Here is a 19,741-nt window from a genome sequence, read left to right as displayed (position 1 = left end):
CGGCTCTATCAAAATTTCATGCAAGAGGTCTATTGATTCTCAATCTTAAATCTAAAATTTCAAATCGCATGAATCATCAATCTTGGTTGACACAACTAAAAAAATACCGGGCGATCGCAGTCATCCGTTCCTCCGAAAAAGAACTCGCTTCACAGATGGCTTCATCGGTAGCAGCCGGAGGAATCCAGTTTATTGAAATTACTTGGAACACCCACAAAGCCGCTGAATTAATTGCCGAACTCCGCTCGGAATTCCCTACTTTTAGTATTGGCACTGGCACCTTATTAAACTTAGAACAGTTGCAACAAGCAATAGACTGCGGCGCTCAATTTCTGTTTACTCCCCACACCGATTTAACTATGATTAAAACAGCAGTTGACGCCGGAGTGCCGATCGTCCCTGGTGCTTTTTCTCCCACAGAAATTGTGACCGCGTGGCAAGCCGGCGCTACCTGCGTTAAAGTGTTTCCGATATCGGCTTTGGGAGGCGCGGCTTACCTGAAAAGCCTGCAAGGCCCTCTGGGACACATTCCTTTGATTCCCACTGGCGGGGTGACAGTGGAAAATGCGAAGGTATTTATTGACGCTGGGGCGATCGCCGTTGGTTTGGCCGGAGACTTATTTCCGAAACACTTAGTGGAAAATCGAGATTGGGAGGCGATCGTCCAAATCGCCCAAACTCTTACCCAAAAGTTAACAATTAGTTAAGCTCTCTTTCCCAATCCAACATTTCAAATCTACAATCTAAAATAGGACAAGCCAATCTAAAATCTAAAACTTGTACTGAGCGAAGCCGAAGTATCTAAAATCTAAAATAGTACGAGGTGTGAGAAATGAACAGCATTATCAACTCAATTTACTTCCGCCGCGCTGGAACTTTCTGTGCCGGCTGCGCCCTCACTTTTGCTACATTCTGCGGTGGTTCAATGACCGCATTTGCCAGCGAACAGCACAACATAATTGCCAATAAAATTATGCTGTTGCAGCAATCCAGTGAACGCTGGATTGAAATAGATTTGTCAAGACAAAGATTAATAGCTTGGGAAGGAAATCAACCTGTTTATGCGGTGATTATTTCCAGCGGCAAATTATCCACTCCCACCCGCACGGGAACCTTTGCCGTTCAAACCAAATACCGCGTTGCCAGAATGACTGGGCCGGACTACGATGTGCCCGACGTTCCCTATACAATGTATTACGACGGGGGCATGGCAATTCACGGCGCTTACTGGCACAATTTGTTTGGCAATCCCGTCTCTCACGGCTGCACAAATGTAGCTGTAAATCACGCTAAATGGCTGTTCGATTGGGCCTCGGTGGGGACACCCGTGGTGGTGCACAAATCTCAGGTTTAGGGCATTGGGAATTGGGCATCGGGCATCGGGCATAGTCGAACATTATTAGAACTGATGCACCGGTTTCTTCGATCGGAGTTCATCAGTTCTGGTTTTTTTAGCTTGCTGACTTTACTGCTGTTTTTATACTAATTCTCAAAACTCATGCCACAGTATCTGTAGGGTGCGTCGCCACCCTTAAATCTTAAAGAATATCCACAATCTTTGAGCGACGCACCTTACACGAGCGGGTGAGCGTAAACAAACCCACACTCATCATTGTTGCAAGACTTTAGATAATTGGTATTAACAACAATCCCAATTGTATAAAACTTTACTAAAATCTAATTCTCTGAGTGCTGATTCATCAATAAAAAAGTTACCGACACCACTGTCTCCCCACATGATATCTACTGTCTCATTGGCATCGCTATCCATTTGGAATAGAAGAATGTCTAGCTTTTGTTTTTGCTCAGAGGTATTACTACATTTTCTTACGTCGTCTTGTGTAAAATAAGGATAACCACCTATTTTATGACCAAAGGAATGCGATATTTCTCGGTACTCATCCTCAATTTCAGGGTTCCTAAATAACTCATGGATTTCCGAGCCTAACAGTTCGGTAAATTTGTAGTCAATGGTACTAATCGGCGCATATTTTTTAGTAAATTGCAAGCTGCAACAGCCATTAACAGGAATAAATTCTAGTTCCGGCAAAAAATCATAATTGGTAATGATGTTTTCAACTCGGAAGTCGGGCTGAGGAAAATAGATTATTTTGAATCTGTCTTCGACTGTGGGATTATCAACATCGGCGGAATTGCCCAAATCTAAACCATATAGGTCATCGTCGGCTATATAGAACTGTAAAATCCCCCGATCGGGAAAACCATCTAAAGGCGGTACTTCAGAAAAGTTGATTTGTGCTAGCAAGAATAAATATTTACCGTCAGCAGTTTTTGGATACTCAAAGCCTTTAGGTAAATAAGGAAATCCCCCAAATTTACTCTGCCACCAATTAACGTCATCATTATTCTGGGTTTGAATTTCGATGTAAGGTTTAATGGTAGCTTCGATTCTGTCGCGATACTTTTCTAGTTCGGGAGAGAGTGGACATTCTAGTTTGTAGTTCATCTGCTTTTAACAATTTGTTTTGAACGCCATCAGTAGGGTGCGCCGAAGCGCACCTTACCTGTAAAGTCTATCCTTAACTTAACTGCACCACTGGTTTGTCCTCTAACAACGTTTCATTCGTCAGCAAATCTTCCACAGTAATCCGCAAAAATCGCTGTTCGTCAACGCGGAAGAAGATTTTGATGCGATCGCCCCCCGGATACCCCGGCGGTGTCAATTGCGCGATACTGCGAGCTCCATCTTTGTCATTTAGGGGCTGTACCGAGGTTTGGCCGGCGATTTGGCGAGTAATCAGCCGATCGCCATCAAAATATATCTCCGTCCCGCCAGTTTCCGCTCCCAATTCACCGATAATTAATTCAATACTCGGCTGATTTTCTAAAGAAGCTCCCAAGACTAATTCTACCGGTTCGCTCATCGGATAAGACTGGCCCGATTTAATTAAACTGTGCCAACTGTGGCAATTTTCGCGGCGGTTCCAGTAGCGAATTCCGTAACTGTGATAGAGAAAATCTTTGATTTCTATGCCTTGACTCAATTGTAGAGCACCTTGGGCGATCGCCTCAAAGGGTTTGTCGCACCGAATCTTTGCCGGCTCGAAATATTGCTCAACCCAACGCTTTACGGCGGGAATTTGAACAGTACCGCCAACGAGCAAAACTGCATCAATGTCGTCAATTTCTAAACCTTGGCGGCGCGCTTGCTGCAATACTTGATTCATGCACTCGTCGAGGTTGTCAAAAAACTGATGTTCGGCGAGGATAGATTCAAAGCCATCACGGTCTAATTCTAATTCGTAACTCTCAAAATTTTCATCATCAAAATAAACCTCAACCGCCTTATTTACCAAAGATAACTGAATCTTTAACCGTTCTGCCAATCTCGTTGTAATCGGAGATTTTGCCAGCCCTTTCGTTTTGAAAAAATAGTCAACCAGCCAATTATCAATATCAGAACCGCCCAAATTTTGTCCGGATTTAGCCAAAACCCTAGCAACTTTTGCCTTTTGTGCCGAAGATTCAGCTAATAACTTTTCGCCCCATTTCAGCAGAAAACCCAGGGGCTTTTTGCCAGCAGAAATATCCAGGCGCACTAAAGAAAGGTCGAGAGTTCCGCCGCCGAAATCAATGACTAAGAGAATTTCGCGATCGGCTAAACCGTAACCCAAAGCAGCCGCAGTCGGTTCGTCCAACATCCGTACCTGTTCTACTTGCAGAGATTCAGACACTTTACCCAACCAATGGCGGTAAGCTTCAAAACTATCTACGGGCACAGTAAAAATTAGAGAATCTACAGGCAAAGGTAGTTCGCGAATTGAGTTGACAATTTTACTCAAATACCACTCACCTACTCGTTCAAAATCCACAATTTGCCCGTCTAGTTCCGGCACAAAACCCTGAACTACAGTGCCAATTCCCCGCTTGAAATTGCGGAAAAACCTAGAATCTCCACTCAGATCGAGACCTCTGTCGCGGACTTGTTGACCGAGTATTACTTTACTTTGAGCAGCGTCCTCAACGTAGAGCAAACTGGGAATTAGGGGCGGGTTTTGAGCTGAGATTGCCGACAATCCCGGTAATTTCAAAGTTTCTGGCTGCTGGATGGCCTGATTCCAGCGAGCGACGACGGTGTTGCTAGTTCCAAAGTCAATGGCGATCGTCATTGGGCCAAAATACACAGCTATTAGGGATTAGATTATATTATGGTATTTTGAGCCGCAAATGCAAACAGGCGATCGAATTGTTCTTACATGAACATTTTGTTGCAACTGAAAAGGCACGCCACTTTGATAAGCGGCACAAAACTCCCCTGTCTGCAGCAGCCAAGCTTTTACCTTCGATCTCAATACAATTTTTCAAATGTCGCGTGAAAAATGCTGGATAATGGCGATCGCAAAACAGCACTATTGGCTTTAACACTACTTGTCCCTGCGGCTAGTATTGGTATCATAGCAGCCTTGTATATTGCCCCTGGAAGCTGGGGACAAACACTGTCAGTCTTTTGTCAAGTTTGGTTGCTGGTTTTTCCGATCGCGTGGTCTGTTTTTGTCGATCGCGAAAAGCTCAGTTTATCCCTACCCAAGCGCCAAGAATTGCTGGCTGGATCTATTTGGGGAATATTCATGTTTGCGGTGATTGTGGGTATCTACAGCCTTTTCGGTCAGCACTGGATCGATCCTGTAGTTGCTAAAGAAAAAGCGCAGCAATTAGGTATTAGCAGCCCTAATATTTACTTGATGATTGAAGCATATTTTGTGCTAGTTAACTCGCTGATTGAAGAATTCACTTGGCGGTGGTTTGTCTGCAACAAATGCCAGATTCTGATGCCGGGAACAGGAGCAATATTTCTCAGTTCACTATTTTTCACCCTCCACCACATTTTTGTCATCGCAGCCTACAGCGACTGGCGCGGTGTGATTTTAGGCTCATTAGCTGTCTTTGCCGCCGGGATAATTTGGTCGCAGTGTTATCTAACTTACCGTTCGCTTTGGCCTAGTTATATCAGCCACGCGATCGCAGATTTAGCGCTGGCAATTATTGCTTGGCAAATCCTCTTTAATTAGCTAATTTTTTATCTATAATCGCTGGCAAGTATACAGTAAAAGTTGACACTTTCTCCAACTCGCTCTCCCGACTAATATCTCCTCCGATCATCTGACATAATTTCTTTGCGAGTAAGCAATTTCTAGTCCCAAACCCGTACCGCCCTACCGCAGAATTGTCCGCAGGAGCATCTGTGTTTTGCAGCATTTTTTGTTTTAGTGCTGTCTTCACTCGCTTGTTTATACAACCAAGCCAGCGAGAACAGCACTACAAAAGCTTGCGCTCAGATGCTCCCTTCGTCCACTTGCGTAAAAAATTAAAATACTCTTTCAATTTGCTCTGCATTCATCCCAATTCTAGTATCGCTGACTTGGAAACTCATCCATTTTTTAGTAGCCGAAATCTCCGATTCTGCTTCCTTCTCTCTGCTTCCTCCTTCCGGCTGCGCTTCTGGATCTAAAACATCCGATGCTGCTTCCTTTTCTCCAAAAATAATAAATCTATACTGGCGAAACTCTATGTTCTGTAGCACGATTGGGAATCCTCCTTTTTCAAATATTCCCGGACGCATCAATCGGGTTTTTTCACGAAAATACGACAAGTGAGGGCGAGGTATAGCGGTTGAAAAACCTGATTTTTTCTCTGATTTTCGCGTTCAGGAGTGTCCTTGGCGCGATCGCCCCATGCCGCTATTTGAACAAACCACCATCTCTCAATCCTGACAAAATACGATATTTTTTCCTCAAAAAATACATGACAGTTACACAAAATTACAGTCGCAGTTCGGTGTTTAGAGTAAGTGGGCGCTCTGTAAATCAATATTCTCCAATTAATAATTTACCTTTTTGACGCGACAGTATAAAATTTTGCCGGGAGCGATCGTCCGTTGACTGAATATTGTTACGAATGTTACCTCTAGCTCACGCAATAAAATTTGGGTGCTTTTTGTGTCCCGTACACCCTGTCTGTAGGATAAGTAACTTCTGTTATATTAGACGATAAGAGTGGTTTGGTGGGCGTGTTTGCTGCCAAAAAAGCTGCTGTTTGATGAGGGATAGGTTTACGGATTTTTGTTACGAATGTTACCTTTAGCTAGAGCAATAAAAGTTAGATGATGTTGGGTTTCCCGTACATCCCTGTCTGTAAGATAAGTAACTTATGTTATATCGGACGGGAAGAGTTGTTTAGCTTTGTTTGCCACAAAAAAATCTGCTGTTTGATGAGGTATCTGTCTTGAGGAGGAACATTCCCATACATGAAAATTACCCCTAGAGGAACTGTTGGGCGCTCGAATCAATCGTTATTATCAGTTCAATCGATAGCAAAGTTGTGGTAGATCGATACTGGGGTGTTGCGAACAGTCACTAGGTTGGATTCTATGTACACAGCAGGAAAGCGGTAATTAATATCCACCCGCCCCTCTTTCCTATCTGACTCTAAAACTAGCGCTAGTAGCGCCGTCAAGAGTCGGAGTCTTCAGCGGGACTGAAAAATGAAAATCACCTTTGTTCTTCCTACTTTGTCTTTGACTGGTGGAATACGAGTAATATCTATTTTCGCAGAACTTTTGAGAAAGCGAGGGCACGAAGTGTTCGTCATCTCTGTACCTCACGCCCAAGCGAGTCTGCGCAAGCAAGTCAAGTCACTGCTGCGGGGACGGGGTTGGATTTCGACACCTGAAAATGAACCCTCATTTTTTGATAACTTAGGTGTAGAACACAAAATGACCGATCGCTGGCGCCCGGTAGAAGACAAAGATGTACCTGACGCTGACGTAGTAGTTGCCACCTGGTGGGAAACCGCCGAGTGGGTAGCCAAACTCTCTCCTAGCAAAGGAGCAAAAGCTTATTTTATCCAGCACCACGAAATTTTTGACTATCTACCTCAAGGAAGAGTAGAAGCAACTTGGATGCTGCCCATGCACAAAATTACGATTTCTGAGTGGTTAGTTGAGCTAGCTAGGACGAAATATGGCGATCGCCAAGTTTCCTTAGCTCCTCCTACCGTGGACACCAAGCAATTTTACGCCTGTCCTCGCAACAAACAATCGGTTCCTACAGTTGGTCTAATGTACTCTACGATCTACTGGAAAGGAACTGACATCGCCCTCAAAGCTTTTTCCCTAGCGGCAGAAAATATCCCCAACCTGCGTCTGGTTGCCTTCGGTACAGGGGCCCCATCCTCGGAATTGCCCCTACCGGCCAATGCCGAGTATGTAATTCAACCCGACCAAGACAAAATCAAAGACTATTACAGCAAATGCGATGCCTGGTTGCTGGCGAGCCGCTCAGAAGGCTTCGGCTTGCCTATTATCGAAGCGATGGCGTGCCGCACTCCCGTCATCAGTACCCCAGCAGGCGCTGCTCCTGAAATTTTGAGCGGGGGTACAGGCATACTTGTAAGACCTGAAGATCCCGAAGAAATGGCAAAAGCCATAGAGTCTATCTGTCAGTTGCGAAATTCCAAGTGGCAAGCCATGTCTGAAGCCGCCTATGCCAAGGTGAACAATTATACGTGGGAAGATGCCACGGATCATTTTGAAGCGGCATTGAAAGTTGCTGTAGACAAATCTAAAGACCGCGACGTTCACATAGACCGCTTATCTCCCTACAAAGACCGCGACGTTCACATAGATTGCTTATCTCACTACTATGAGGACGAAAAAATTCCGGTTGAATGCTAAGTGCAGCGCCGCCATTTGAAATTCGGCGCTACGGGGATTTTCGGCGCCGGATTTCTGGGCAGAAACTCAATATCGTTTGGTGGGGTGTTTCTGCCACAAGTAAAATCGCCCGTTTCCTGTTTTCTACGTGGCAGTCTCGACACGAATTCTGACCGCAGCGACAAGGGAATAATGGTTATAAATTGATCTGCCAAAATCTGAATGAGAGTGCAACGGAGGTTTTAAGGCTGGCTTCGTTACCGGAAAACGAGAGGAAAGCCCCTGGCTTGCATCACAGGTTAAACTTGTCTAGTCGTCAAACATCTGCCGATTTATAATTGGGAAAAGTCCCTGACGACAAAGTAAGATCGGCTCGACTATCGAGTTACGATCGCTTCCAGCAGAGAACCCCACCCCGCAGAAAAGCCAAACAGAGGCTGGTAAGTGCCAAATTGCTTTAAGGAGGAGTTTTAACCAGTATCAATCTTCAGTATCTATTCATGAAAATTACTTTTGTCCTGCCTACCCTTAGTCTTACAGGTAGCATGAGGGTTTTATGTATCTACACAGAACTGCTGCAAAAGAGGACACAAAATATTTATTGTCTCTATGCCCCTGCCGCAACCGACTTTAATCCAACAATTGCGATGGCTGCTGAGGGGTAGGGGTTGGCAGTCCGCTCCCAAGACACAAAAGTCTCACTTTGACAAGGTAGATGTCGAAAGTCGAGTTATCGAAACCAACCGTCCAATTACTGACCTTGACGTACCTGATGCCGATATTGTCATGGCTACTTGGTGGGAAACTGCCGAGTGGGTGGCCAAACTCTCTCCGAGGAAAGGAACGAAAGTATATTTTTTCCCACATTATGAGGCTTTTGACAACGTACCACAAGGTCGAGTAGAGGCAACTTGGCGGCTGCCGATGCACAAAATCGCTGTGGCCCAGTGGCTGGCCGACATAGCTCGGAATGAATACGGCGATTTGTCTGTATCTCTTGTCCCTCCCACCGTGGACACCAAACAATTTTACGACCCCCAGTCGCGCCTGGGGCAGCCGCGAGGCAAGCAGTCAGTTCCCACAGTCGGGATGTACTATACTAGAACTCCTTGGAAAGGCTGCGATATTGCCCTGAAAGCTTTCTCTCTAGCTGCCCAAAAAATTCCCAACCTTCGTTTAGTTGCCTTTGGTTCCGGCGATAGTCCTCCTTCCTATTTGCCGCTGCCTCCGGGTACTGAGTATAATCAGGAACCTACTCAAGAGCAACTCAGAGAGTTTTACAGCAAATGCGATGCTTGACTGTTTTCCAGCAGATCCGAAGGCTTCGGCTTGCCAATTTTAGAAGCGATGGCTTGTGGCACTCCATTCATCGGCACTCCAGCAGGCGCAGCTCCGGAACTACAAGCTTGCGGGGGTGGCATACTTGTCAAGCCAGAAGACCCAGAGGATATGGCAAAAGCGATCGAGCAGATTTGTCAGTTGTCTGATGCCGAATGGCGCGCCATGTCCGAGACTGCTTTGGAAACGGTAATAAATTATACTGGGGAGGATGCAACTAATCTCTTCGAGGCGGCACTGTACACTGCTTTGGAACGTCAGGCACAATTAACGAACCAGACGTAAAATTGAGGTTGATTTAAAAGATTGGGGTTGGGCGATCGTTTAAGCGAGAATTTTTATCGGGCAATTTGAGTTGTCTTTCTACAATTTTACTGCCAAAAAAAAACCTATGGTTGCATTAATCCCATTTGCTATGTTCGGCTTTATTCCAGTCGTTTTTTACCTGTTTGTGAGGTTTCCGGCTCAGCGGGCAGTAATTATAAGTTTTGTGGCAGCTTGGCTTTTTTTACCGCAAGCTTCTTATCCCATCCCCTCATTGCCACCGTATACCAAAATCTCCGCAGCTTGCTACGGCATTTTGCTGGGGACTCTTATCTACGATACGGTGCGCCTCACATCTTTTAAGCCCGGTTGGCTGGACGTGCCAATGGTAATTTACTGTTTGTGTCCAATTTTTTCACAAGTTAGTAATGGCGGCAGCCCGATTTCTCCGACTATCAACCAAATCGTTACTTGGGGTCTGCCTTATTTTTTAGGACGCTTGTATGTGGGTAGTTTAGACGGGCTGCGACAATTGGCGATCGGGATTTTTGCAGGTGGGTTAGCCTACATTCCTTTTACTTTAGTTGAAGGGATTAGGGGCCCAATTCTGCACCAAATGATTTACGGCGTCAATGCCTTTGACGACTGGGGTCAAGCAAGGCGTATGGGGGGGTGGAGACCGGTAGTATTTATGCAGCACGGTTTGATGGTGGGCCTATGGATGATGACAGCCGCCTTAATTGCTGTTTGGCTGTGGCAAACTGGGACGCTTAAAAAGTTTATGGGCCGTAACATCAAGACTTTAGCAATTATATTAACTATCGCTTTTTTCCTGTGCCGTTCTACGGGCGCCTACAGTTTATTTGTATTCGCGTTGATCGTATTATTCTCTGCCAAGTGGTTTCGCACCTCTTTGCCCCTGCTATTCATAATTGGATATATAGTGTTTTATCTGTACATAGCTGCATCCGGCCAATTTTCGAGCAAAGACGTGATTGAGTTCATCAACCAAGTATTTGGCGAAGAACGAGCCGGCTCTTTGAAGTTTAGATTTGATAATGAAGAGATATTGGGGGAAAAGGCGCGGCAAAGATTTATGTTTGGCTGGGGAGATTCGGGCGGAAACCGCGTGTATAACGAATACGGTGATGATATCTCGGTCACCGACAGCTTATGGATTATTGCATTTGGCATCAACGGTGCAGTGGGTTTAGTTAGTTTATTTTCTTCCTTGTTACTTCCTGTTATCGTCTTTTCCGTGTTCAAATATCCCGCCAGAACCTGGACTAATCCCAAAGTAGCACCCGCTGCCGTCCTGGGAATAGCCTTAACTATGTACGTGTTTGACTGTGTTTTGAATGCTATGACTAACCCGATTTTTGCCCTGATTGCTGGAGGAATATCGGGTCTCGTCTTAAAAGCTCCAGAAAGTCTTAAGGCCAAGAAAACCACTTCGCCACCAAGAAGACAGTCCCTGGTTCACCAAAAATCAGGATGATTTTCAGGAATGCGATCGCTGCTTCACTTCAAGCTTGACACTATCTTGCCTTCCCTGGAGACAACAACTAAAAAATCTACCACTTTTGGATGAAATCCAGTTCGGAAGTTGCGAGATATTTCTCACTAGGTTAAAATTTTAATCTCATAAACTGTTTTTTACATTCATTGGCAATGCTTCAACAAGTATTAGCACGGGATGGATTTTTTCTTGAAACTGTGTTGCGAGTTATAAACTTAAAAATGGGCTTTATACACTTTTTCTAAAACGAGCTGATTCTTTACATAATCTTTAAAAATCCTCACTAGACAGGGAGGGTGTAGGAGGATATACTGAGAAAAGTATGTTCACTGAAGCACCCAGGTAGTTAAAACACGAAACTGTATTGTGGGTTATAATAGTTTGAGTTGTAGTTTAATATAAAGACTGGAAGGGAATAACAAATGAAAACAGTTAATTTATTGAATGTCTCGATAGATAACTTCTCCATAACCGAGTTGTTTGAAAAACTAGATTCCGAAGGCGGTGTCGTATTTACGCCAAATGTAGACCACTTGATTAAGTTGCAGTATGACCGCGACTTCTATGAAGCTTATAATAAATCTAGTTATAGAGTCTGCGACAGTCAAATATTGATGTATGCCTCCAAGTTTTTGGGGACTCCTATCAAAGAAAAAATTTCCGGTTCTGACTTGTTTCCTGCATTTTATATGTATCACAAAGATAACGAGAAGATTAAAATATTTTTGCTAGGAGCTGCTGAAGGTATTGCTAGGAAAGCCCAGGAAAAAATTAACCAAAAAATTGGTAGAGAAATAGTGGTTGAAGCACTTTCTCCTTCTTTTGGCTTTGAAAAAAATGAGGAAGAATGTGAAACAATAATTGACGCGATCAATAAATCAGGGGCGACAGTTCTGGCCATAGGGGTGGGAGCGCCCAAGCAAGAGAAGTGGCTGGTTAAATACAAGAGCAAATTAACACACGTCAAAATTTTCTTAGCAGTAGGTGCAACCATTGATTTTGAAGCTGGTTGCAAAGCCAGATCTCCCAAATGGATGAGCGAAGTCGGCATAGAATGGGCGTACCGACTGTTAAGCGAACCGAGAAGGTTGTGGAAAAGATATTTGATTGAAGGTCTGCCGTTTTTCCGATTAATCTTAGAACAAAAATTAGGGTTTTATAAAATGCCTTTCGTTGACAGCAAAACTACGAAGCTAGAATGGGAAGGTGGTTCCTAAAAACTGCAGCGACAAATCTCTAACGTCAATTAAGCTGAGTATGAGAGAAAGTGCGTTTGACTTCAAGTCAAGGTAAGACGGATGCAAGCTGTGGATAGCCCGATCGCACTTTCTGCCAAAAATATTCATTTTTGCTTTCAATTCCCGGTAAAATCGGAAAGAAACCTTTTTTGGAAATCCCTAACTAGGGATGCAACCGATGAATCTACCTTCTTTCTTGTGGTTGTGGAAAATAGCGGCTTGGTCAATGGGTGTTTCCCTGTTAGCTTACCTGTTGCTGGCGGTTAGTGGAACGTGGATGTTTGCCGCTCGCAGTACCAAACAACCGCGCCCAAAATGGCTGCGTCCCTTTCATTTAGCCACTGGTGCGGGGATGGCAACTTTGGTAATTTTACTGCTGGGAATTGGTGTAGTCGGTACGCTGGGATACTATGGCAATTTGGGTCACTCGGCTCATTTACCGGCGGGGTTAGCAGTTGTAGCTTTGGTGTTGGTTTCTGTTGGAAGCGGGCTGCAAATTGGTCCTAAAAATCCTTGGGCGCGTCCCCTCCACATCGGCACTAATTTGGCTTTGTTTGGGGGATTTGTGACTGTGTTGCTCACAGGATGGACGATCGTACAAAAGTATTTGCCGAAAGTTTGAAACCTGTCTATTTGACCTCAAACTATACCAAATGTGCAAGGAAAAACATATATGTAAGGTGCGCCACAGCGCACCCTAGGTTTAATTTTTTTGCGTGAGTCCGCTTTTTGTGATGAATTCTAAAATATGCTGCGCGGTAGTCTGTGGCTTTTCTAAGTGGGGAACGTGCCCGCAGTCGGGTATCCAAATTAGTTGAGAATTTGCGATCGCCCTTGCAAACTTTTCCGCATCCGCCGTCCCCAAAATCCGGTCTTGTTTTCCCCACAAAATCAGCGTCTGCTGCTGAATTTGCGATAATTTTTCCCCAAAACCTCCGTAACCGCCGCTTTTTGTAAACGCAATTAAAGCTTGATTCCAGTTGGGCATTTCCAAGTGCAAAGCAGCACAAGTTTGAGCATCTTGAGAAGCCAAATTTTTATCAAAATAAGCATTGACGCTAATTCGCTGGCGAATTTTGGGATTGCGTAAAAATGAAGTTGCCAGATACCCTAAAGGAGGAATTAAAAACTTTCCCTTATTAGAACTGATGGCAAAACCTGCGCTATCTATTAAAACTAATTGTTTGACAGCTTCGGGATAATTGAGAGTGAAATCAATTGCTGCTGCACCTCCCATTGAAGCACCGACTAAGATTACAGGCTGAGAAATTAGCGTTTTCCAAAAATAGTAAAGATGACTTTCAATTGCCCTCGCGCTGAATGCAAAACCAGCCGATCTTTCTGTAAAGCCAAAACCCAACAAATCAACCGCCCAAGTTTCATTTTCGGCAGCTAGCAGCGGCAACAGGCGGCGAAATTCAAACAAGGAACTGTCGAAGCCGTGAATTAGCAAAATCGGTGTGTTTCCGCTGCCTTGGCGCACGTAGGTTGTGGCAATTGGCCCACAAGATAGGGGAGTTGTAATTGCCTCGCGTTGAATGCTTTGGGCTAAGGCAATTGAGGTAGATTCTGTGAGTTGTGCGATCGATTTTGGGAGAAAACTTGCTGGCATAATTTTTGATAAATTGTGAATTCGTAGCGGCGGTGCTCCCGCGATCGCCCTAAGACTTAAGTATATATGCTCGATCGCCCCGTATTTGAGCATCGCTACTTAGTCTCGCTCAGCCCAGGCTAAGACTGAGTTTGTTAATTTAATGCTAAAATATTTGAGAATTTTTGCCAATAATTTCTTTTTAGTTTACTATGCTTAAGGGCAGTAAGTATTGCTTGATTGGGGTTGAAGCGCAAATCAGCATCTAGCGCAAGAGAGATTAAAACTAGGAACTCGCCAAAAACTCGTCTAATATCTGGGCGTGGGGAATACTTTCCTCCGAAATATTAAAGGGGAAAGAGTTCGCTAGAACGGGAAATTCAGCCCTATCTGCGATTGCACATCGATCGTATTGAGAATAAATCTCAAGTCGATCGTACCAGCAAGCCAAATAACTTGTTATTAAAGTCGATCGACTTCCAAAACAGATGAAACAACAATACAGCCAACAGAACAAAGACTCAAACCCCGGACAGTTCGAGGGTTTTACCTTTTACGGTGAGACACCAGAAGTCTCGAAAACCGAAGACAGCAGCACAGAAGCTCAACCAGACTCAGCTAAGAGTAAATCATTCCCGCTAGCAATGGCAATCATCGGCGACAAGCTGCGGATAGTTAAACTCAAGGGCTCAGAAGGCACAGTGCGCCGCCTCATCGGCATGGGATTCGTCTCCGGCATCGAAGTTCAAATCATCAGCAATTCTGGCGGTTCCGTCATTGTAGCAATTGGCGACAACCGCATCGGTTTGGGGGCCGGTATGGCACAGAAAATTATGTGTACGAATTAGGGGAATTGGGAGAGCGGAGACATTGGGCATCTTGCCCGCTCGCGAAGTCGAAGGGTGGGCATTGGACGTGAAAAAGAAGTTATTAAGCTGTTGTGCATTTAATATATTGAATGTTTAGGGCGGGCTAGAAGCCCACCCCACAAGAGTTTGATTATTTCTTGACAATCAATTCAAATGCTGATTAGCTTACCAACTACCAATAACCGATTACCAATTACCAATTACCAATAAAAAAATGAACGAGAAGAAACAACTGGGAGATTTAGCTGTTGGCAGCACCGGGAAAGTGATTTGCTATGAGAAAACAGCCCGTGGCTATAAAGGCAAATTGTTAGCAATGGGATTGACACCGGGAACCGAATTCACTGTCACTCGCCACGCACCTCTGGGAGATCCCGTAGAAATCCTAGTCCGGGGTTTTAAACTCAGTTTACGCAAAGATGAAGCAAAAACCCTATTTGTAGAGGAAGTGAAATAATGGCTAAGCAAATTATTGGATTGGTGGGTAATCCCAACTGCGGCAAAACTACTTTATTTAATGCTTTGACAGGTGCTAACCAGCGAGTGGGAAACTGGCCGGGTGTAACCGTCGAACGGAAAGAGGGAAAATATACTCACGATGGTTTACCAATTACTATCGTTGACTTGCCAGGAGTTTATTCTCTTGATGTTGAAGACGGAGATACTAGCCTTGACGAATTGGTAGCGCGAGATTATTTGCTATCTGGCGAAGCTGATATCATTATTAATATTGTTGATGCTTCCAATATAGAGCGAAATTTGTATCTTAGCACCCAAATCTTAGAGATGCGTGTGCCGATTATAGTAGCGCTAAATATGATGGATGTTGCTAAAGACAGGGACATCAAAATTGAGGTTAGCAAACTCGCAGAACGCCTCGGCTGTATCGTAGTGCCGATGAGTGCTGCGTCAAATGACGGATTGCCACTGCTGCGGGATGCTGTGAATAAGGCGCTACAAAAGCCGATCGTACCATCTGCATACGTCGCTTATCCGGCTGCGATCGAAGATGCGATCGCCCAACTCATCCCGCACATCGAAAAACACAGCCCAAATCGCAACGTCGATGCCCGCTGGACAGCCCTGAAGCTGTTAGAATATCAGGATGAAGTCGCCCCCGAACTCGCCAGTACAGAACTCGAAAAAATCGTCGTTCCGCACCGCCGCCGAGTCCATGAAACCCTCGATGACGACCTCGATATTATCATCGCCGACAGCCGTTACACCTTCATCCGCAACCTAACCCAAGGCGTCGCCGAATGTTCTAGGGAAATCAAAACCAACGTTTCCGACAAAATTGACCAAATTGTTCTCAACCGTTTCTTAGGCATTCCCGTATTCTTAGCGGTAATGTACCTAATGTTCACCATTTCGATTAACGTTGGTGCAGTGTTTATCGACTTTTTTGACATCGCCTTGGGGACAATTTTTGTAGATGGTTTCGCTAAACTTTTAGAAAGTATCAGCGCACCAGGATGGTTGATTGGACTTCTGGCAAAAGGTGCTGGTGGTGGCATTCAAACCACAGCTACATTTATCCCCCAAATTGGGATGATGTTTTTGTGTTTGTCAGTTTTAGAAGACTCCGGCTACATGGCACGGGCTGCCTTTGTTATGGACAGATTAATGCGATTTGTCGGACTTCCTGGTAAATCTTTTGTGCCGATGATGGTCGGTTTCGGCTGCAACATCCCCGGAATTATGGCGACGCGGACATTAGAAAATAAGCGCGATCGTACCATGACAATCATGATGAATCCATTCATGTCTTGCAGCGCCAGATTAGCAGTTTACGCCCTATTTTGCGGCGCATTCTTCCAAGTCGGCGGTCAAAACATGGTATTAGGACTTTACCTAATCGGAATTCTAGCCGCTGTTCTCACCGGACTAATCCTCAAGAATACCATCCTCCAAGGAGAAGCCGCGCCTTTTGTTATGGAATTGCCACCCTACCACATTCCCAAGCTCAAAGGAGTGCTGCTGCGTACTTGGGACAGGCTGAAAGCTTTTATCACAAAGGCCGGAATTGCGATCGTGATCATGGTGGTTATACTAGGATTCATGAGCTCAGTGGGCACCGACGGTTCCTTCGGCAAAGACAACAGCAAAGACTCAATTCTTAGTGCTGTCGGCCGCGCGGCAACACCTGTATTTACACCAATGGGAATCACCCAAGAAAACTGGCCCGCCACCGTCGGTTTGCTAACAGGAGTATTTGCCAAAGAAGTAATGGTTGGAACCTTAGATTCCTTGTACACTCAACTAGCAGACGAACAAAAAGCAGCAAGCGGAGAACCGGAGAAAGAAGAAGAATTTAGTTTCTGGGGAAATATCGGCAAAGCATTTTTTAGCATACCAGAGAATCTTACAAAACTTCCCGGCCAACTTTTCGATCCCCTCGGCTTAAATTCTGCTAATATTACCGACCAAAAACAAGCGGAAGAAGACCAAGGTATCTCTGGTAGCACCTACGGACAAATGTCCCAGCGGTTCGGTTCCAATCAAGCAGCTTTTGCTTATTTGCTGTTTGTATTGCTGTACTTTCCCTGCGTCTCCGCAACGGCTGCGCTTTACCGCGAAACTAACTTGGGATGGACTGTATTCGCAGGCTTATGGACTACTGGTTTAGGTTACTGGGTTGCAGTCCTCTATTATCAAGTCGCGACATATGCAGAGCATCCAGAATCTTCAGTTATTTGGGTAGTGAGACTGGTAATAGCTATGGCGCTGACACTTGCGGGATTAAAAATGATCGGTGCAATACGCCCCAAGCGACGCGCAGCAATCAGTAGTTAGTTGACTGTTGACTGTTAACTGTTGACTGTTAACTGTTAACTACGTTTAAGAATCAAACAAAGGAGAAAAGCCATGATTTTAAGCGAAATCCAAAAATTTATTGCTGACAACAAAAGAGCCTCTATCGCGGATCTAAAAATCCACTTTCGCATGGATGGTGATGCTTTGCGTGGAATGTTAAATCGCCTAATTCGCAAAGGCAGAATTAGCAAAATGGCAGAAGCCAAAAAGTGCGGGGGGTGTGGCAGTTGCGCCGACGATGCAACGGAGATTTATGTATGGGTAAATCCTGGCGAGTCGGTGTCAGCAAAAGAGCCAGTTTCTGCAACTTGCCATTAAGTGATATTAAGTTTGTAGTAAGGACTTCAGAAATCAGGATACGGCAATGCCGTTTCCCTACAATTAATCGGGGTAGGGAAACGGCACTGCCGTATCCTCCTCGCGAGTTCATGATTATTTTGCGGTAGAGAAACGGCAATGCCGTCTCCTCTAATCAAATAGCTAACTGATATTCAATTCAAGCAACTGTCTTAACTCTGGCACAAACAAGCGGCTTCTTGGCTGCGGGCTTTAATCGGCAAATAAATCACAAACTCTGCTCCCTCACCTATTTCCGAATTCACTTCTATTTTCCCTTGATGCTTCTCGATAATCTGGTAGGAAATTGACAGCCCTAAACCAGTTCCTTTCCCCACAGGTTTAGTCGTAAAAAATGGGTCAAATAGCCTATTGATTGCATCCGGATCAATCCCATTACCGTTATCTCTAATCTTCACCACCACTTGATTTACTCCTGCTATTTCTGTGATAATTTCAATCTCCTTGTTTCGCAGGTTTTGATTGCTCAACAGTGCATCAGCAGCATTGGCTATGATATTCATAAATACCTGGTTTAACTGCGACGGATAGCACTCTACTAAGGGCAATTTTCCATATTTTTTAATTACTTTAATCGCTGTTTTTATCTTGCTATTTAAAATTAATAGAGTGCTGTCAATTCCTTCATGGATATCGACTGGTTTCATTTCAGCTTCATCTAACCTAGAGAAGTTTCGCAGGGACAAAACAATTTGCTGAATTCGCTCAGTACCCATTTTCATCGAAGATAGTAACTTCGACAAATCTTCTGATAAAAAGTCGAGTTCAATTTCCTCGATGCAGTCTTGAATCGGCGCGCTTGCATTCGGAAATTCCTGCCGGTAAAGTCTTACAAGCCTGAGCAAATCTTGAGTATATTGGTTAGCGTGACAGAGGTTGCCATAAATAAAGTTAACTGGGTTGTTAATTTCGTGAGCGATACCAGCCGTCATCAATCCCAAACTGGACATTTTTTCGGCTTGAATTAGTTGGGATTGGGCATTTTTCAACTCATGGAGCGTTTGTTGCAGTTGGTGCAACTGGATATTGAGTGTACGATCGCGATTTTCTACTTGTTCTATCATACAGTTGAAAGCTTCCGCAAGTTGACCTACTTCATCGCCGGAAGGAATGGGTACTTTACCAGAAAAGTATTCATTGCTTGCCATCCAATTCACGTTTTGAGTTAAATCTAGAATTGGTTTTCCGATGATTCGGCTAACTACAGCACCAACAATCGTGGCTAGAATTACTCCTGCCCAAAAGAAACTATCTAGCCGTTGAGATAAAGTTAATTGCGTTTGCTGCACTGTCGCCATTGGGTTAAACACAGCTAGAGCTATGCTATCGCCTATTTCGGATATTTCTACCGTTTTCATTATGTAAGACAGGCGCTCAATATCTATTTTAGTAGTCGATGTCTGTGGTGTAGGTTTTTTCCAAGATTTAGAGCGAATTTGGGGAAAATTAGTAGCAATTAATTCTCCTGATTTAAAGATAGCGAAGTAGTTTTTACTGTTAGTATCAATGTTGATATTATGCAATTGTTCGTCTGTCACTAAGTCACCTACGAGTACAGCACCAATTATCCTATTCTTGCTTCTAATCGGTGCAAATCCTACTAGCAATGCTTGCGGTTTGCCATCAATGCTGACGAAATTTGACTTTTCTAAGCCTTTAAGTGCTGAATTTATCGCTGCGCTATTGATTAACTTCTTATCTATGAGCGAATCTTCTCGCAACTCTGCTACCATTTCGCCCCGCCCGTCTACTATTTTGACTAAATCTAGTTTAAATGTGGTTTGTAGAGATAATATATCTTGACGCAAGATGTTTGTGTCTTTCTTTTCTACAGCGCGAATAACTTCTGGTTCTTCTGATAGTAGTTTGGCTTGCATTGTCAATTGAGTCGATCGACTTTTGAAGTCTCGCACGGCTAAAACAGCTTGGTTTTCAACTCGCTCGCGCACTCCTTTTTCGAGAGTGTTGGCAAATCCGATTTTAACTGTGTGTATCACTAAGGAATGAAAATTTAATAACTTTAGCGTCTGCTAAATAGTCGGAACTGCACGATAATTCCATTTTGGTAGATATTCA

At 44.3% G+C, this 19,741-nt stretch carries 18 protein-coding genes; 13 read left to right on the top strand and 5 right to left on the bottom strand.

Going from position 1 to position 19,741, the window contains the following annotated elements:
* The first annotated feature begins 68 nt into the window (after positions 1-68).
* Together QUA58_RS07380 and QUA58_RS07375 are read left to right on the top strand one after the other, a co-directional pair.
* Positions 69-707, top strand: a complete 639-nt coding sequence (locus tag QUA58_RS07380) for a bifunctional 4-hydroxy-2-oxoglutarate aldolase/2-dehydro-3-deoxy-phosphogluconate aldolase (RefSeq protein ID WP_333247564.1) — start codon at positions 69-71, stop codon at positions 705-707.
* A gap of 125 nt (positions 708-832) precedes the next feature.
* On the top strand, positions 833-1,354 hold the full coding sequence (locus QUA58_RS07375; protein ID WP_333247563.1) for a L,D-transpeptidase: 522 nt from the start codon (positions 833-835) through the stop codon (positions 1,352-1,354).
* Between the two features lie 285 nt (positions 1,355-1,639).
* Here QUA58_RS07375 and QUA58_RS07370 read toward each other — a convergent pair whose 3' ends face one another.
* Both QUA58_RS07370 and QUA58_RS07365 read right to left on the bottom strand, forming a co-directional pair.
* Positions 1,640-2,467: a YwqG family protein gene (locus QUA58_RS07370; protein ID WP_333247561.1), complete on the bottom strand. Its 828-nt coding sequence runs from the start codon at positions 2,465-2,467 to the stop codon at positions 1,640-1,642.
* Positions 2,468-2,540: 73 nt separating this feature from the next.
* Entirely contained in the window at positions 2,541-4,130 is a 1,590-nt protein-coding gene (locus QUA58_RS07365) for an Hsp70 family protein (protein WP_333247929.1), read from the bottom strand.
* A 210-nt stretch (positions 4,131-4,340) separates the two neighbouring features.
* Between QUA58_RS07365 and QUA58_RS07360 the strand changes: the two genes are divergently transcribed.
* Positions 4,341-5,030, top strand: a complete 690-nt coding sequence (locus tag QUA58_RS07360; protein WP_333393500.1) for a type II CAAX endopeptidase family protein — start codon at positions 4,341-4,343, stop codon at positions 5,028-5,030.
* A gap of 296 nt (positions 5,031-5,326) precedes the next feature.
* Here the strand turns inward: QUA58_RS07360 and QUA58_RS07355 are convergent, their stop codons facing one another.
* Positions 5,327-5,542 carry a hypothetical protein gene (locus QUA58_RS07355; protein WP_333247558.1) on the bottom strand — a complete coding sequence of 72 codons (216 nt, stop codon included), beginning with the start codon at positions 5,540-5,542 and terminating at the stop codon, positions 5,327-5,329.
* Between the two features lie 960 nt (positions 5,543-6,502).
* On the opposite strand from QUA58_RS07355, the gene QUA58_RS07350 reads away from it, so the two are divergent.
* The 6 genes from QUA58_RS07350 to QUA58_RS07325 all read left to right on the top strand — a co-directional run bounded on the left by QUA58_RS07350 (position 6,503) and on the right by QUA58_RS07325 (position 12,653).
* Complete coding sequence (locus QUA58_RS07350) at positions 6,503-7,693, top strand: glycosyltransferase family 4 protein (protein WP_333247556.1); 1,191 nt, start codon at positions 6,503-6,505, stop codon at positions 7,691-7,693.
* A gap of 588 nt (positions 7,694-8,281) precedes the next feature.
* Positions 8,282-8,971, top strand: a complete 690-nt coding sequence (locus tag QUA58_RS07345; protein ID WP_333393499.1) for a hypothetical protein — start codon at positions 8,282-8,284, stop codon at positions 8,969-8,971.
* 30 nt (positions 8,972-9,001) lie between these two features.
* Positions 9,002-9,295 (top strand): glycosyltransferase, encoded by a 294-nt coding sequence (locus QUA58_RS07340; protein ID WP_333247552.1) that lies wholly within the window; start codon positions 9,002-9,004, stop codon positions 9,293-9,295.
* A gap of 106 nt (positions 9,296-9,401) precedes the next feature.
* Positions 9,402-10,772: an O-antigen ligase domain-containing protein gene (locus QUA58_RS07335; protein WP_333247550.1), complete on the top strand. Its 1,371-nt coding sequence runs from the start codon at positions 9,402-9,404 to the stop codon at positions 10,770-10,772.
* Between the two features lie 443 nt (positions 10,773-11,215).
* Positions 11,216-12,010: a WecB/TagA/CpsF family glycosyltransferase gene (locus tag QUA58_RS07330; RefSeq protein WP_333247548.1), complete on the top strand. Its 795-nt coding sequence runs from the start codon at positions 11,216-11,218 to the stop codon at positions 12,008-12,010.
* Positions 12,011-12,209: 199 nt separating this feature from the next.
* Complete coding sequence (locus QUA58_RS07325) at positions 12,210-12,653, top strand: DUF4079 domain-containing protein (RefSeq protein ID WP_333393497.1); 444 nt, start codon at positions 12,210-12,212, stop codon at positions 12,651-12,653.
* Between the two features lie 81 nt (positions 12,654-12,734).
* Here QUA58_RS07325 and QUA58_RS07320 read toward each other — a convergent pair whose 3' ends face one another.
* Positions 12,735-13,643 (bottom strand): alpha/beta hydrolase, encoded by a 909-nt coding sequence (locus QUA58_RS07320; protein WP_333247927.1) that lies wholly within the window; start codon positions 13,641-13,643, stop codon positions 12,735-12,737.
* Positions 13,644-14,110: 467 nt separating this feature from the next.
* Between QUA58_RS07320 and QUA58_RS07315 the strand changes: the two genes are divergently transcribed.
* The 4 genes from QUA58_RS07315 to QUA58_RS07300 all read left to right on the top strand — a co-directional run bounded on the left by QUA58_RS07315 (position 14,111) and on the right by QUA58_RS07300 (position 17,626).
* Positions 14,111-14,470 (top strand): FeoA family protein, encoded by a 360-nt coding sequence (locus QUA58_RS07315; protein WP_333247545.1) that lies wholly within the window; start codon positions 14,111-14,113, stop codon positions 14,468-14,470.
* A 235-nt stretch (positions 14,471-14,705) separates the two neighbouring features.
* Entirely contained in the window at positions 14,706-14,948 is a 243-nt protein-coding gene (locus QUA58_RS07310) for a FeoA family protein (RefSeq protein WP_333247543.1), read from the top strand.
* A complete protein-coding gene (gene feoB, locus QUA58_RS07305; RefSeq protein ID WP_333393496.1) occupies positions 14,948-17,287 on the top strand; it encodes a Fe(2+) transporter permease subunit FeoB in 2,340 nt (779 codons plus the stop codon). The genes QUA58_RS07310 and feoB overlap by 1 nt, the downstream gene beginning before the upstream one ends.
* Positions 17,288-17,359: 72 nt before the next feature.
* Entirely contained in the window at positions 17,360-17,626 is a 267-nt protein-coding gene (locus QUA58_RS07300) for a FeoC-like transcriptional regulator (protein ID WP_333232888.1), read from the top strand.
* Positions 17,627-17,817: 191 nt separating this feature from the next.
* Here QUA58_RS07300 and QUA58_RS07295 read toward each other — a convergent pair whose 3' ends face one another.
* Complete coding sequence (locus QUA58_RS07295) at positions 17,818-19,662, bottom strand: ATP-binding protein (protein ID WP_333393495.1); 1,845 nt, start codon at positions 19,660-19,662, stop codon at positions 17,818-17,820.
* Between the last annotated feature and the right edge of the window lie 79 nt (positions 19,663-19,741).

This window comes from Microcoleus sp. N9_A1 (assembly GCF_036701795.1).
Classification (GTDB): Bacteria; Cyanobacteriota; Cyanobacteriia; order Cyanobacteriales; family Microcoleaceae; genus Microcoleus.
Note: the sequence above shows the minus strand (reverse complement) of the source record. Positions and strands in the feature narration are given on the sequence as shown.

Coding starts and splice junctions, on each gene's coding strand:
- QUA58_RS07380 (WP_333247564.1), top strand. CDS start 69: ATGAATCATCAATCTTGGTTGACACAACTAAAAAAATACCGGGCGATC.
- QUA58_RS07375 (WP_333247563.1), top strand. CDS start 833: ATGAACAGCATTATCAACTCAATTTACTTCCGCCGCGCTGGAACTTTC.
- QUA58_RS07370 (WP_333247561.1), bottom strand. CDS start 2,467: ATGAACTACAAACTAGAATGTCCACTCTCTCCCGAACTAGAAAAGTAT.
- QUA58_RS07365 (WP_333247929.1), bottom strand. CDS start 4,130: ATGACGATCGCCATTGACTTTGGAACTAGCAACACCGTCGTCGCTCGC.
- QUA58_RS07360 (WP_333393500.1), top strand. CDS start 4,341: ATGCTGGATAATGGCGATCGCAAAACAGCACTATTGGCTTTAACACTA.
- QUA58_RS07350 (WP_333247556.1), top strand. CDS start 6,503: ATGAAAATCACCTTTGTTCTTCCTACTTTGTCTTTGACTGGTGGAATA.
- QUA58_RS07345 (WP_333393499.1), top strand. CDS start 8,282: ATGCCCCTGCCGCAACCGACTTTAATCCAACAATTGCGATGGCTGCTG.
- QUA58_RS07335 (WP_333247550.1), top strand. CDS start 9,402: ATGGTTGCATTAATCCCATTTGCTATGTTCGGCTTTATTCCAGTCGTT.
- QUA58_RS07330 (WP_333247548.1), top strand. CDS start 11,216: ATGAAAACAGTTAATTTATTGAATGTCTCGATAGATAACTTCTCCATA.
- QUA58_RS07325 (WP_333393497.1), top strand. CDS start 12,210: ATGAATCTACCTTCTTTCTTGTGGTTGTGGAAAATAGCGGCTTGGTCA.
- QUA58_RS07320 (WP_333247927.1), bottom strand. CDS start 13,643: ATGCCAGCAAGTTTTCTCCCAAAATCGATCGCACAACTCACAGAATCT.
- QUA58_RS07315 (WP_333247545.1), top strand. CDS start 14,111: ATGAAACAACAATACAGCCAACAGAACAAAGACTCAAACCCCGGACAG.
- QUA58_RS07310 (WP_333247543.1), top strand. CDS start 14,706: ATGAACGAGAAGAAACAACTGGGAGATTTAGCTGTTGGCAGCACCGGG.
- feoB (WP_333393496.1), top strand. CDS start 14,948: ATGGCTAAGCAAATTATTGGATTGGTGGGTAATCCCAACTGCGGCAAA.
- QUA58_RS07300 (WP_333232888.1), top strand. CDS start 17,360: ATGATTTTAAGCGAAATCCAAAAATTTATTGCTGACAACAAAAGAGCC.